Origin of the sequence: Bacillus sp. JUb11 (assembly GCF_024807925.1) — a bacterium.
In the GTDB taxonomy this organism is placed as follows: domain Bacteria; phylum Bacillota; class Bacilli; order Bacillales; family Bacillaceae; genus Bacillus; species Bacillus altitudinis.
Window position 1 is genome coordinate 239137 of the sequence record NZ_JANUEZ010000007.1, and the last position, 14286, is coordinate 253422.

12 protein-coding genes are annotated in these 14286 nt (G+C 41.0%); 4 read left to right on the top strand and 8 right to left on the bottom strand.

Annotated elements, in window-relative coordinates; genetic code table 11:
* The first annotated feature begins 139 nt into the window (after window positions 1–139).
* Both yhfH and M2369_RS15185 read left to right on the top strand, forming a co-directional pair.
* Window positions 140–277: a protein YhfH gene (gene yhfH / locus M2369_RS15180; protein ID WP_008359029.1), complete on the top strand. Its 138-nt coding sequence runs from the start codon at window positions 140–142 to the stop codon at window positions 275–277.
* 339 nt (window positions 278–616) lie between these two features.
* Window positions 617–1906 carry a glutamate/proton symporter GltT gene (locus M2369_RS15185; protein WP_008348850.1) on the top strand — a complete coding sequence of 430 codons (1290 nt, stop codon included), beginning with the start codon at window positions 617–619 and terminating at the stop codon, window positions 1904–1906.
* 32 nt (window positions 1907–1938) lie between these two features.
* Here the strand turns inward: M2369_RS15185 and M2369_RS15190 are convergent, their stop codons facing one another.
* The 7 genes from M2369_RS15190 to M2369_RS15220 all read right to left on the bottom strand — a co-directional run bounded on the left by M2369_RS15190 (window position 1939) and on the right by M2369_RS15220 (window position 11983).
* Entirely contained in the window at window positions 1939–2988 is a 1050-nt protein-coding gene (locus M2369_RS15190) for a M42 family metallopeptidase (RefSeq protein ID WP_024720001.1), read from the bottom strand.
* 143 nt (window positions 2989–3131) lie between these two features.
* Window positions 3132–5441 (bottom strand): YhgE/Pip domain-containing protein, encoded by a 2310-nt coding sequence (locus M2369_RS15195; protein ID WP_039167547.1) that lies wholly within the window; start codon window positions 5439–5441, stop codon window positions 3132–3134.
* A 63-nt stretch (window positions 5442–5504) separates the two neighbouring features.
* On the bottom strand, window positions 5505–6083 hold the full coding sequence (locus tag M2369_RS15200) for a TetR/AcrR family transcriptional regulator (protein ID WP_007497184.1): 579 nt from the start codon (window positions 6081–6083) through the stop codon (window positions 5505–5507).
* A gap of 175 nt (window positions 6084–6258) precedes the next feature.
* A complete protein-coding gene (gene hemY, locus M2369_RS15205; RefSeq protein ID WP_113767263.1) occupies window positions 6259–7671 on the bottom strand; it encodes a protoporphyrinogen oxidase in 1413 nt (470 codons plus the stop codon).
* A gap of 22 nt (window positions 7672–7693) precedes the next feature.
* Window positions 7694–8632 carry a ferrochelatase gene (gene hemH, locus M2369_RS15210; protein ID WP_100325422.1) on the bottom strand — a complete coding sequence of 313 codons (939 nt, stop codon included), beginning with the start codon at window positions 8630–8632 and terminating at the stop codon, window positions 7694–7696.
* Window positions 8633–8664: 32 nt separating this feature from the next.
* The gene (gene hemE / locus M2369_RS15215; protein WP_007497181.1) at window positions 8665–9723 is read right to left on the bottom strand and encodes a uroporphyrinogen decarboxylase; all 1059 of its coding nucleotides are present in this window, start codon (window positions 9721–9723) and stop codon (window positions 8665–8667) included.
* Between the two features lie 124 nt (window positions 9724–9847).
* Window positions 9848–11983 carry a transglycosylase domain-containing protein gene (locus tag M2369_RS15220; protein WP_259254816.1) on the bottom strand — a complete coding sequence of 712 codons (2136 nt, stop codon included), beginning with the start codon at window positions 11981–11983 and terminating at the stop codon, window positions 9848–9850.
* A gap of 127 nt (window positions 11984–12110) precedes the next feature.
* On the opposite strand from M2369_RS15220, the gene M2369_RS15225 reads away from it, so the two are divergent.
* Entirely contained in the window at window positions 12111–12596 is a 486-nt protein-coding gene (locus M2369_RS15225) for an antibiotic biosynthesis monooxygenase family protein (protein ID WP_007497177.1), read from the top strand.
* 58 nt (window positions 12597–12654) lie between these two features.
* Here M2369_RS15225 and M2369_RS15230 read toward each other — a convergent pair whose 3' ends face one another.
* Entirely contained in the window at window positions 12655–12948 is a 294-nt protein-coding gene (locus M2369_RS15230) for a hypothetical protein (protein WP_224562986.1), read from the bottom strand.
* Window positions 12949–13091: 143 nt separating this feature from the next.
* On the opposite strand from M2369_RS15230, the gene M2369_RS15235 reads away from it, so the two are divergent.
* The gene (locus M2369_RS15235; protein ID WP_008348870.1) at window positions 13092–14279 is read left to right on the top strand and encodes a M20 family metallopeptidase; all 1188 of its coding nucleotides are present in this window, start codon (window positions 13092–13094) and stop codon (window positions 14277–14279) included.
* Window positions 14280–14286: the final 7 nt, after the last annotated feature.

The following is a 14286-nucleotide window of genomic DNA, read 5'->3' on the forward strand; positions in this document are numbered from 1 at the left end:
TTTCAAAAAATCCCCTTCTTACAATATACCCATTTTTCATAAAAAAAGCATTCTTCTTGCCTATTGTTACAAAACAGATTGACAATTATCAATCTGTTATAATACAATGATAACAATAAAACGTATTGGAGGATGACAAATGCTTGGAAAAATCACTGAGTTTTTTAGAAATTTGCCTTCAAAAAAATGCACAAAATGTGGAAATGATTTAATGGAACAGCACGAGTGTTACGGTAATGAATGTGAGGAATGCTCACAAGTAAGTTATCTTAAATAAGGAAATAAATAGAATAAAAAAGCACTTTTTTCCTCCATCGTCAGTTGGAGTCAAAAGTGCTTTTTATTTTTTCTGAAAAATAGGTAAAAAGGTAAAACCCTTGGTACAAAAGGGTTTTTTAGTATTTTCATATGATGACTTTTAGTTCGGAAGGCACTTTTTATTGACTTAAAACAACGAAGGGGGTTCGAAGTGTCCATTTTTTCAAATAATTTTGTATTTTCTTAATATAATTTAATCGTGGACGAACCTCTTTAATTTTAGTTATACTTTAATTCATATATTAAAACTTAATATAATGGGAATATTCCTTTAATGAATATGTTAGGGAGGAAATCTATGAAAAAATTAAAATTTGGATTAGCTACTCAAATCCTAATCGGTCTTATTCTCGGTGTCGTGGTTGGTGCGATCTTTTTCGGTAACCCTGGTGTTGAGACATATTTAAAACCAATTGGAGACTTCTTCTTACGACTCATTAAGATGATTGTCATTCCGATTGTCGTATCTAGCTTAATTTTAGGTGTTGCAGGTGCGGGTGATGGAAAAAAAGTAGGGAAGCTTGGTTTTAGAACCATTCTTTATTTTGAAATTATCACAACGTTTGCGATCATCCTTGGTCTTGTGCTTGCAAACTTTGTTCAACCAGGTGCAGGCGTTGACTTTGGACATACAGAAAAACAGGATATTAGCCAGTATGTTGAAACGGAAAAAGAACAAAGCAGTAAATCAGTTGCTGATACGTTCCTTCATATCGTTCCGACGAACTTCTTCCAATCATTGGCGGAAGGTGATTTGCTTGCGATTATTTTCTTCACTGTATTATTCGCACTTGGCGTTTCAGCGATTGGTGAACGCGGCAAACCAGTGCTCGCCTTCTTTGAAGGTGTGTCACATGCGATGTTCCATGTCGTCAATGTTGTGATGAAAGCTGCACCATTTGGTGTATTCGCGCTCATTGGTGTGACAGTATCAAAATTTGGTCTTGAATCTCTTGTTTCATTAGGTAAGCTCGTAGGTCTTGTTTATTTTGCGCTCGCTCTCTTCCTTATCGTTGTATTCGGAATTATTGGAAAGATGATTGGCGTCAATATTTTCAGATTTCTTGCTTACATGAAAGACGAAATGCTTCTCGCCTTTAGTACATCCAGCTCTGAAACAGTTTTACCGAGAGTCATGGATAAAATGGAGCGCATCGGGTGTCCAAAAGGAATTGTTTCTTTTGTTATCCCAATTGGTTATACGTTTAATCTGGACGGCTCCGTCTTGTATCAAGCCATTGCGGCGCTTTTCTTAGCGCAGGTATATGGCATTGACCTCACGATCGTACAGCAACTCACACTAATCCTTGTATTGATGGTGACATCAAAAGGAATGGCTGCCGTTCCTGGTACATCCTTTGTTGTATTACTTGCAACACTTGGAACGATCGGTGTTCCTGCTGAAGGTCTAGCCTTTATTGCAGGTGTTGATCGTATCATGGATATGGCAAGAACCGTTGTCAACTTAACAGGTAATGCACTTGCAGCTGTCGTGATGTCTAAATGGGAAGGGCAATATGACCCTGAAAAAGGACACCGCGTGATGACTGGACAAGATGTACCTGAGCCAACACAACTTTCAAGCTAATCAAAAAGAACCCCGCGATCGGGGTTCTTTTTTTATACTGTGATTAATTTGCTTTGAACATAGTGGTACAGTAGATTGGCTGTATGAATCAATGAGTCTTCATGGGTTCTTTCAAAGGCATGCGAAGAGTCAATGCCAGGTCCAATCAGTCCATGAATGATATCATGCCCTGCTCGAATCGCTGCTGACGCATCTGAACCATAATAAGGGTATATATCAAGGCGGTAATCGATCTTATTTGCCTCAGCTAATGCTGCTAAATGTTTGCGCAGACCATAGTGATAAGGGCCGCTAGAATCCTTCACACATATTGACACACTGTATTCATCAGTTGATTGACCGTCACCGATGGCTCCCATATCAACAGCCAAATATTCCACCGTTTCTTCCGGGATATTCGAGTTCCCACCGTATCCGATTTCTTCATTATTTGAAATTAAGAAATGTGTCGTATGCGGCAATGTGATGTTCTCTGTTTGAATGCGGTGAATCAATCTCAGCAACAACGCCACACTTGCCTTATCATCAAGGTGTCTTGATTTAATAAAACCTGAAGATGTCACTTCCACTCTAGGATCAAATGAGATAAAGTCTCCTACTTGAATGCCGAGTGCTTGCACATCGTCTGCATTTTTCACTTTCTCATCTAAGCGAATCTCCATATTTTCTTGATTTCGCTTCGCTTTTCCAGCATCCTCATATACGTGAACGGACGTTTGATGCATCAGAATGGTACCTGTGTATGTACGGCCTGTTACTGTTTCAATTTCACAATACTCGCCTTCTATCGAGTTATATTGAAAGCCTCCAATGAGTGCAAGACGCAGCCGGCCATTTGATTTAATTTCTTTGACCATCGCACCGAGCGTATCGACATGTGCTGTCAGCATGCGGTGTTCCTTGTCATCTGTTCCTTTTAGGGTGGCAATTAATCCGCCTTTTCGATTTCGCTTCGTTTCAATATTTAAATCTTGTAAAAAACGTTCGACAAAGCCAATCACTTTCTCTGTATTTCCTGATGGACTTGGGATCGACACAAGCTTTTGAATAAGCTGAATCGTTTCATTTACTTCCGTTGTCATTCGGCATATCCTCCTTCATCTAAAAGAAATTCTTTCCAAGCATGCCTTTTTTCAGCATCCTTCTTAAAATATATCGCTTCGGGTTCCTGATGTCTAATTTCTAATAGAAAAACCTTTCTCATGAAAGAGAAAGGTTTTTTTGATTAAGCTTCTTCTTGTTTCATTTTTCTTATGTTCCAAGCAAAGTATGCTGTTGTTGCAGCCATCATGATGATGGCTACTGTTCCAAGAATCGCTGCTTGGTGCCATAAATAACTGTTATCACCGCTTGCAATGATCGTTCTAAATCCGTTGATGGTATACGTCATTGGAAGCAGACTGTGAATAACTTGGAAGAATTTTGGTACAAGCTCAAGCGGGAATGTACCCGCACTTGCTGCAAGCTGAAGAACCAAGATAATGACGGCAATAAAGCGTCCTGGGTTCCCCATCGTCGTCGCAAGAAGCTGAATGATCGCTAGGAATGTCAGACTGACGATGATTGCAAAGAGATAGAAGCGCCAGAGGCTTTCCACTTCAAGTCCAAGTCCAAAGATTAGCATGGAGCTTGCAATCACTGCCTGCAAGATACCGACTAAGAGAAGCACACTATATTTGCTGACAAACCATTCAAACGCATTTCTAGGTCGTCCTGCAGGATCTTTCATTGGGAATACAACAGTCAGCATAAGAGCTCCAACAAAGAGTCCCATTGATAAAATATATGGTGTGAGCCCTGTTCCATAGTTATCAATTTTTTTCGCTGTATCATTCTCTGTTTTGACTGGGCTTGCAATCATATTGTAATTGTCCTGCCCCGCATCAATGTCTCCTGTTTCATCTGCAGCGCTTTTTAGCTTATCAGAAAGCTTTCCAGTTCCACTTTTTAAGTCACCTAATCCTTTATCAAGGGATTTTGACCCTTCAGCCAGTTTAGATGAGTTGCTTTGGATACTCGCTGATCCACTTTCTAGTTTATTCAATGCTGCACTAAGCTGGCTTGAACCATTTGCCAGTTTATCCGCACCACTTTTCGCTGTATCAAGCTTTCCATTTGCTGTTTGCAGGCCATCTTGTAATTTCCCTTGGCCCGTTTGAAGCTTCAGTGCACCTTGATACAATTTATTCGTACCGGATGTCATTTGATCAATCGCATTTTGTATGGCTACTGTCGATGTATACAGCTGTTCTGTTTTCTCTGGCAGCTGCTTGACTTGCTGTAGCTGTGCTTTTGCAGATGCAACCGCAGACTGAACTTCACTTGCGTCAGGCAGTTCCTGCAGCGCCGCTAAGCTTTGCTCAAGCCCAGACAAATCAGGCAGTTCGATTGTAGGAAGACTGTCTAGCTGATCCATTGCCGCCTTTTTCTCTTCATCTGTCATCGAGCTGTTTTGAATAATACTTTTTACTTTTGCATCTCGATTAGATAATGCTTCTTTTAAAGAAGCAAGTTTGGTACTGAACGTTTTTGCATCTTCTTTCACCTGATCAATCTTAGGTGCCATCTTTTCAAGATTCGCTAATTCAGGTGAAGACAATACTTTCTCCACAGCAGCGATTTTTTCTGAAAATGACTGTGCTTTATTGTTCAGCTGCTCAATGCCTGCTGTGAATTGCGGCATTTTAGAAGAAAGCTGCTCATGTCCTTCACGGCTTGTGTTTAACCCTTCGGTCAATGTATCAATGCCTGTGCCAAGCTCACCAAATTTCTGATCAATCGTTTGATAGCCTGTTAAGAGCTGACCAAGACCGCTATCAAGAGATTGAATTCCAGTGTTCAGTTCACCCATTTTTCCTGCAAACTGATGAACACCTTCGCTATACGTTAACGTTCCTTCTGCCAATTTCGCCAAATTGTCTTTTAACTTTTGGCTACCGTCTTTTGCGCTTTTTGTTCCGTCATCAATTTTCTTCGCTCCATCGCTTGCTTGATCTAATCCTTTTGCAATCGTTTTGAAGTTATCAAAGATGACCTCTGCATAATTTTCTGTGACTTCCTTTGAAACCGAATCTTTTAATTTGATAATGGCGTTATTCGCAATTTGAGACGCAGCATAGTTTGCGCCTGGATTCGTATAATATTTCAGATTCGATTTTTTCGGATGTTTGTCTAGTACTGTACTCGCATTTTTCGAGAAATCTTTCGGAATCTCGACGACGAGATAATAGTCTTCGTTATTTAACCCCTTGATGGCCTTTTCTTCACTATCAACAAAATGCCATTTAAAACTATCGTTTTTCTTCAATTCCTTCACTAAATCATCGCCCACTTGAAGGGTTTTGCCGTCATAATGACTGCCTTCATCTAAGTTGACAACCGCTACAGGTAATTGATCAACTGTACCATATGGGTCCCAGTAAGCTTTTAAAAATACACCACTATAAATCAGTGGAATAAATAAGACAGCTAAAATCGGGATCAGTAGTTTTTTGCTCGTCACAATGTCTTTCCATTGATTCCGAATTAAATTCATTGCTGTTTTCCTCCCATTGATGAATGACTAAATTAAGAATTCGGTCATTTGAACTCAAAAAAATTATGTTGTTGCAGACAGTCCTTTTAGTACATAAAGCTCGAGCGATTCAGCGACCTCTTCTTTTGTTAAAGGCTCATATCGCTTTTCCCAGTCAAAAATAAGTGCAATATATAGTTTCACCATCACAAATGCCGTCAATTCAGGATCACAGGGCTTAATGTCGCCTTTTTCAATCGCTTCTTTTACTTTTGTTTTAATATAGCGAATGATCATCTGCTCCATTTTTTCAATCATTTCTTTCACTGCTGATGTGCCAAGCTCCGCATTTTCCTGAAAGATTTTAATTGTAAGCTGGTGGTTTTTTCGAAATTCTAATATTGCAAAGAGTGCTAAATGAAGGTTTTCTGAGAAACTATTCTTCTCATCTATTGCTTCATCTGCAATTTTCCTCATCTCCATTAACAGTGATGTGAAAATTTCATCGAACAGCTCTTCTTTGTTTTTGAAAAAAGTATAAATCGTTCCTTTTCCAACGTTGGCAAGCTTTGCTACAAGGTCCATTGTCGTGGCTTTATACCCGAACTGGGTAAATGCCTTTGTTGCTCCATCTAAAATCATTTGTCTCCTATCAACACTCATGATCTCACTCCCAAAATGACTATTTGAACGTTTCGGTCATTAAGTACAGAAAGTAATATACCACATCCTTTTCCTCAGATGCAACAACTTTGTTCAATTTTATTATTCACCACTCTTTTCTAAACATACGAACATGAAAAACTCCCTTTCCATGACAGAAAAGGGAGTTTGTTTTTTATGAAAATAGATAAGATACAGCTTCTGAGATGGCAGCTTTTCCTTGATCAATACAATCAGGAATCCCAACACCTTCAAATGCAGCACCCGTGATATAAATACCAGGATATGATTGCTTAAACGTTTCTCGCATCGTCGAAATCTGTTTTTGATGACCCACATGATATTGCGGCATGCTTGTTTTCCAGCGAGTCACTGTCGTCAGCTCTGGATCTGCTTTAATATCCATGATTTTCTTCAAATCCTCCAGCACGATGCTCACGATTTGATGATCAGACTGTTCGACAATTGATTCATCGCCAGCTTTCCCAACGTATGCACGGAGCAATGTTTTTCCTTTAGGTGCAGTGTGAGGCCATTTCTTATTTGTCCACGTACATGCTGTAATGGAGAAATCACTATTTCTTGAGATGACAAAACCAGTACCATCATATTCATTGTGAACATCCTCTTCTTTAAAACCGAGTGCAACTGTTGCAACAGAAGTCGATGTCATGTCATGCAAGTACTCAAGCCCTGCTTCTTTTGGAAACATGGAATAGATCGATTGGTGAGGAGTTGTCACAATGGCAGAATCCGCAAAAAGCGTTTGTCCGCTGTCTAATTGAATGCCATAGCCTCCATCGGCTTTTTCGATCTGGGTCACTTTTGTTCCTTTGTAAACCTTCGTCAGCTTGAGTTTACTTTCGACCGCTTCAACAAGTGCTTGCAGCCCTTGATTGATTGTCTGGAACTGTCCTTGCTTTTTCGCTGTCACTTGTTGCGCTTTTGCATGCTGCTGTGATTTTTTCATCCCAAGAATCAAACTGCGATGCTTCTGTTCTGTTTGATAGAACTGCGGGAAGGTAGACATTAAGCTCAGGCGATCAATGTCACCAGCATAAATGCCTGATAGTAGCGGTTCAATTAAATTCTCCACCACTTCATCACCCACACGTCTTCTAAAAAATTCCCCCAGAGACTGATCTTCTGTCTGTTTGCTTTTTGGCAAAACGAAATCCATCGCTGCACGTGCTTTTCCGGCAACTGAAAAAAGCCCAGTTGTAATGAAAGGACTGATTTGAGTTGGAATGCCCATGACAGCCCCCTTTGGCATCGGATGAAGGGTTTCATTGACTAATACATACGCTTGCCCTGTTTCATTATTGACGAGCTGATCAGATAGGCCAACATCTTTTGCTAGCTGGGGTCCACTGACCTTTCTTTCTAAAAATGAATCGGGTCCACGTTCAATGATATAACCGTCTTTATATAATGTTTGAATTTTTCCACCTAGCCTAGGACTCGCTTCAATAAGAGATATTTGGAGAGGAAGACCTTTTTCTTCAATTTCCTTTTCCAAATAGAAGGCGGCGGCCAAACCCGTGATGCCACCGCCAATGATGACAAGGTGTTTTTGATTGTCATGCATAGGATCGCCTTCTTTTATATGATTACTTGCTTTCATTAAGCTTCTTTAATACGACTGTTGCCAGTGCATCAATAAATGCTGGTTTCGCATTTGGCATTTCTGGACGATAGTAAGCTGCACCAATTTCATCCGTGACGACTTTACATTCATAATCATTGTCGTATAACACTTCAAGGTGATCAGCGACAAATCCAACAGGCACGTATACAAATGTTTTATAGCCTTTTTGCTCAAATAGGTCACGCGTGAGATCCTGCACGTCTGGTCCAAGCCACGGATCAGGCGTATTGCCTTCACTTTGCCAGCCAATTTCATAATGCTCAATTCCTGCACCTTCAGCAATCATTTTTGCAGATTGTGCAAGCTGATCAGGGTATGGGTCCCCAGCTGCAATAATTTTTTCAGGAAGACTGTGTGCAGACACAATCAGCACTGCTGAATCTCTTTCTTCCTGACTCATAGATGCATACGTCTCTTTCACTTGTTTCACCCAATAGTCCACAAACTTCGGTTCATCGTACCAGCTTTCAACAGAAGTAATGTTCAGATGGCCAAGCTTTTCTGCTTCATCTTGTGCACGTTTGTTATACGATTTCACACTAAATGTGGAGAAGTGCGGTGCAAGGACAATACTCACCGCTTCTGTGATGCCATCTCGGTGCATGTCAGCGACTGCATCTTCAATGAAAGGCTCAATATGTTTTAACCCAATGTATACATGAAATTCAATCTCGTCTTGGATCTCATTCAAATGTTCACACAAACCATTTGCCTGCTGTTCTGTAATTTTTGATAAAGGAGAAATGCCGCCAATTGCCTTGTAGCGGTCCTTTAAATCTTGCAGCATCTCCGGCTCTGGCTTTCTGCCTCTACGGATATGTGTATAGTAACGTTCAATGTCTTCTTCTTTATATGGGGTGCCATATGCCATGACAAGTAGCCCCATTTTCTTTTTCTCCACAACCAACACTCCTTCAGATCATTTGAAATCATTTAGATGGATGTCTTTTTATGTTTAGCTGAATAATCGTGAATAAAATCTGTCAGCTTCTTTAACGTGTCTGGTGAGACATCAGGAAATACCCCGTGACCTAAGTTAAAGATGAATTGATCTGATTTCATCCCTTGATCTAAAATCGCTTTTGCTCTTTCTTCAATCACTTCCCAAGGAGAAAGTAAAATCGTTGGATCAAGGTTTCCTTGTAACGTTTTTGTTAAGCCTTCTTTTCGCGCTTCGTCTATACTCATACGCCAATCCAGTCCAACGACATCAAGCGGCAAGTCATGCCAATCTTTGGCCAGATGGCTCGCACCGACACCATACATAATCATTGGTACGTTTTCAGACTTCAGCTCTGTGAAAATACGCTGCATGACAGGCTTAATGAAGGTCCGGTAATCTGCTGCATTTAAAGCGCCAACCCAAGAGTCGAAGATTTGAAATGCTCGAACGCCTGCTTTTACCTGAGCGCGTATGTATGTGATCGTCATATCGGCTAATTTATTCATCAAAAGCATCCATGTCTCTGGCTCACTGTACATGAGCGCCTTTGTTTTATGATAATTTTTAGATGGACCGCCTTCGATCATATAGCTTGCCATCGTAAAAGGTGCACCTGCGAAACCAATCAGCGGAACATTCAACTGCTCCTCTGTTAACAGCTTGATCGTATCAAGCACATACGGCAGGTCTTCTTCAGGATGAAGCTCTCCAAGACGCTGGATATCTGCCTTTGTCCGAATAGGCGAGTCAATCACTGGTCCAATTCCATTTTTAATTTCAACATCCACTCCAATAGCTGGAAGCGGAGTCATAATATCTTTATATAAAATAGCGGCATCTACACCATATTGTTCTACAGGAAGTCTTGTTACGTAAGCACATAGCTCTGGCTGATGCGTAATTTCAAATAGCCCGTATTTTTCTTTAAGGGCACGATATTCAGGCTGCGAGCGTCCTGCCTGTCTCATATACCAAACCGGTACATGGTCTGTTTTTTCCCCTTTGCACGCCTTTAAGAACGTGTCATTAAAAGCCTTCGTTTTTCCCATTACCTTTCATTCCACCTTTCGCCTCACACTCTCTTTGTATAAGGCTCAAACACTGCTTTTACTATACCGCTTTTTCAAGGCTCGGTATACTAAAGCGGCTCAATGTTCAAAAAATCGCCGAATATTAACGTCCAAAAGCCTCTGGCTTGATATAAGCACTGCCTTCGCCTTCTTCTTGTGTTTGAGTATTGTATGGAACAACCTTATACTGCGCATCTGAAAACACATTTGCATACGGCATTGTGTAGCTGTTTGTTCCTGTTACAGAATCGATCAGGGTCTCGCTTCCATTCCTCTTTTCATAAATACGATATTCAACGCGTTTGTCTTCCTGTTCATCCCATGACAGCTCCAATGTAAAGAGCCCTTTGATTTTAAATGCATAACGTGCTTCAAAGCCTGACAGTCCTTCTAAATGGATTGGCGATTGAAGTTCTTTAATTCCCTCTGGTTTTTGGAATGTTTCATTGGTTATTTGGGCTGTCGTTAAAATCTCTTTCATTAACTGCACTGGATACTGACTGCCGCCAGTTAAATAATGACTGTTATCCGTTTTGTCATACCCCATCCAGATTGCCCCTGTTGTACTAGACGTGTAGCCAGCAAACCAAGCATCTTTCGTTGCCCCTTTGACACCGGAATACGTAGTTGTCCCTGTTTTACCAGCCAAATCTCCAGCGTATGATCCGCTCTGAGCGGTTCCGCCTTTGACGACCTGTTGAAGCATTCTTGTCATATTCCAAGCATTTTGTACGCTAAATACTCGTTCTTCTTTGTTTCGATTTTTTTCAACGGTTTCTCCATCATCATTCGTGATTTTCTGAATGAAGAACGGCTTTTTATAGACGCCTTCATTTGCAAATGTATGAAATGCTCCAGCTATCTGCAATGGAGAAACCCCTTTTTCTAGACCACCAAGCGCTATGGCAAGTCCTTTATCCGAAATATCCATCCCCATTTTCTCAAGATAGGATTTAGACGTATCGATGCCAAGCTGGCTTAACGTCCATACGGCAGATGTATTTTTACTTTTCATGAGAGCCTCTACCATCGTGACCCTGCCCTCGTACTGTCCATCGTAGTTCTTTGGAGAATAGCCGTCATAGCTTTTTTCCTTGTCCTCAAGCAGTGAATACGGTCTGAATTTTTTCTCCTGCATCGCTGGACCATATACTGCGATCGGCTTAAAGACAGAACCAGGCTGTCTAACAGCTGTGACTCTGTTATAGCCTCTTGCCTGATATTCTCGTCCGCCTATTGCTGCTTTTACACCACCAGATGCGTTGTCAATAAACACAGCGCTTCCTTCAGGTGACCCGCTTTTTCCCGGGAAATAACGATTGTTTTTCATTGCATCATAGGCAACTTTTTGCAAATTCATATCGATTGGTACCGTAATGGTATAGCCGCCTTGAAGCAATTGTTCATGCGAAATCGAATACTGTGATTCTGCTTCTTTAATCATGAGATCTACATAACTGTCCACCCAAGGGGTTTCTGATTTCTTTTTTAAATGAATACCAAGTGTTCTTCCTTTTGCTTCAACTGTTTCTGTAGAAGACAAATATCCTTGTTCATTCATTAAATTCAGGATGGTATCCCGTCTTTGTTTATTTTTATCTGGGTGTAGAACAGGGGAATACGTTGAAGGTGCCTTTGGCATGGCAGCAAGTGTAGCTCCTTCACTGACAGTGAGATCTTTTACATCTTTACTAAAATAGTAATTGGCTGCTGCTTGGATCCCATAGACGCCATGACCAAAGTAAAGCTGATTCAAATACATTTCAAGCAGCTTGTCCTTTGAATAATCTCTTTCTAAATTGATCGCAATAATGACTTCTTTTGTTTTTCGAAGAAACGTTTTATCATTTGTGAGAAAGATATTTTTGGCGAGCTGCTGGGTGATGGTACTGCCGCCTTCTACCTTTCCACCTGCTAATATATCTCGATAAACCGCCCTTGAAATCGATTGTGCATCAATTCCGTGGTGCTCATAAAAGCGCTTGTCCTCTACAGCAACAAAAGCTTTCGCCACTTTATCTGGGACCTCTTTTAATGACACAGGGTCCCGATTTTCTGAATACATGCTTGTGAGTTCTTTTCCATTCTGATCAATGATTTTCGAGGAAGCGTGAAAAACGAGCTTCTTCTCATCTATGACATAATGTCCTAAAAATAAAATGGTCAGATAGCCAATAAATGAAAGCACGATTGTACTTCCTGCAATGACTAATGGAATGATTATCTTCTTTTTCTTCAAATTAGGTCACCTCATTCCTTTATACGGATAGTATGGGATGTATTGCTTCATAATATGTTTTATGGATTGACTACCAAAGAATTATATATCATTCTTTTGTTATACTATCAAGCAGGAGGCGGTTTAGATGAATTTCTATATTACATATGGAACAGCAGACTTTTTGCAAAAAATCGCAAAAAAACATCATCTTGAAAATCTGCTTTATACGGTCGGTAAGGAACAAGCGGCTCTTTTTCATGAAACGGAGGGTGAGACAGTCTTTAAAGCACCCCATGCCTATGATGTGATTTATACAAAAGGTGAGCTCGTCCAATCTGGCTTTGTCACGCTGAATCATATCCCTGTAAAGCTCGAAAGCAGAGCACTTTTTGAATCCACCTTTCAGAAAAAAACAAACATGTCAGAGCACCAGCGCGGCTTTCAGGCGCTTCGTGTGTTAAGACCAAAAAAGGATGAAGAAGTGTACTTGATATTGACCCTTTGGGAATCTGAAGACTTATTTCAAGACTTTCAAGAGTCAGAAGCATTCTTTCAGCCACACGAGGATACTGGCTCCATCTTCTCTCGTCCTGCCTATCTGACATCCTATCATGCCGTCATAGACCATTAAGGAAGTGCTGCTTTTCGCACTTCTTTTTTTCATAAAAAAAAGCCCTTCTGCTGGGCTTTCAACGCTTATCTCTAAGCTCGTACCGATGAATGATTGGCTGAAGTACATAAAAATTCAGCAAGATCCACCCTAATAAGATTGGCCATTTGAGCATAGGTGAAGCACCTTTCATCTGAATAAGTAGTACCAACAGTGGAATCAAACAAATCATCAAAAAGCTCATCTTCGAAACGAACGTTTCTTTGATTTGATGCCGGCAGCTTGGACAAAGCATCATTCTCGTATGAGATAAATGAAATTTTTCGACGAAAGAAAATGCTTTTGAACAATTTGGACAGCTTCCCAATGCCACTCCCCCTTTTTCAAGCTTCATACTTAACCTTCGACTTTTATGTAAAATGACCTTTTCTGTCATTCTCGACATCCTCTTCTGTTGAAAGATTCTAACAATTACCATACAATCAGTAAAAGAGCCTAAAGGAGGTTTTCGGATCAATGACAGTATCCACTTTACACAAAAGGATCAATGAACGTCTTGATGAACATTATGAGGAAATGGTTGAAATTAGACGCCATCTCCATATGAATCCAGAACTTTCTTTTCAGGAAGAGGAAACCGCTGCTTACATCGCTCAATATTATGACAGATTACATATCCCAACACGCACACATGTAGGCGGACATGGTGTACTCGCTTTTATTGAAGGAGCTTCCCCTGGACCGACCATTGCACTGAGAGCTGATTTTGATGCACTTCCCATTCATGATGAAAAGGATGTACCTTACCGTTCAACAAAACCTGGCGTCATGCACGCATGCGGTCACGATGGCCACACAGCAACACTTCTCGTCTTAGCGAAGATCTTACATGAGCACCGAGATCAATTAAAAGGAAAAATCGTCCTCATTCATCAACACGCTGAAGAATATGCCCCCGGCGGTGCGAAACCAATGATTGAAGATGGCTGTTTAGACGGTGTTGACGTCATTTTCGGCACCCACCTTTGGTCCTCAGAGCCATGCGGCACTGTTCTTTATAAAAGCGGGAACTTTATGGCAGCGGCCGATCGTTTCTCTATTCAAGTGCAAGGTAAAGGCGGACATGGCGCACAGCCGCACCTGACGAAAGATGCCGTACTCATCGGTTCACAAATTGTAGCCAATCTTCAGCAGGTCGTGGCCCGTAAAGTCAACCCGATTGATTCTGCGGTGGTATCTGTAGGGGGATTTGTCGCTGAAAATGCCTTTAACGTCATTGCAGATTCGGCCGTGCTAACAGGTACTGCACGTTCCTTTGAAGAGAGTGCACGCCATATCATTGAACGTGAAATTGAACAGGTGGTGAAAGGTGTCTGCCACATGCACGATGCCTCTTATACTTATGAATATGTAAGAGGATATCCTGCAGTCAAAAATCACCCTGCACCAACTGAATATATAGCAGAAATAGCCAAACAGACAGAAGGAGTCACAGAAGTAAAAGAAGCCGAAACTCAAATGGGCGGAGAAGACTTTGCTTACTACCTTCAGCATGTTCCTGGTACTTTCTTCTACACAGGCGCTATGCCAGAAAACAGCCAAGATGTGTATCCACATCACCATCCGAAATTTGATATTAACGAAAACGCAATGCCTGTCGCAGCAAAGGTACTCGCTCATGCCGTCCTTTCCTACGATGAATAAAAAAAAG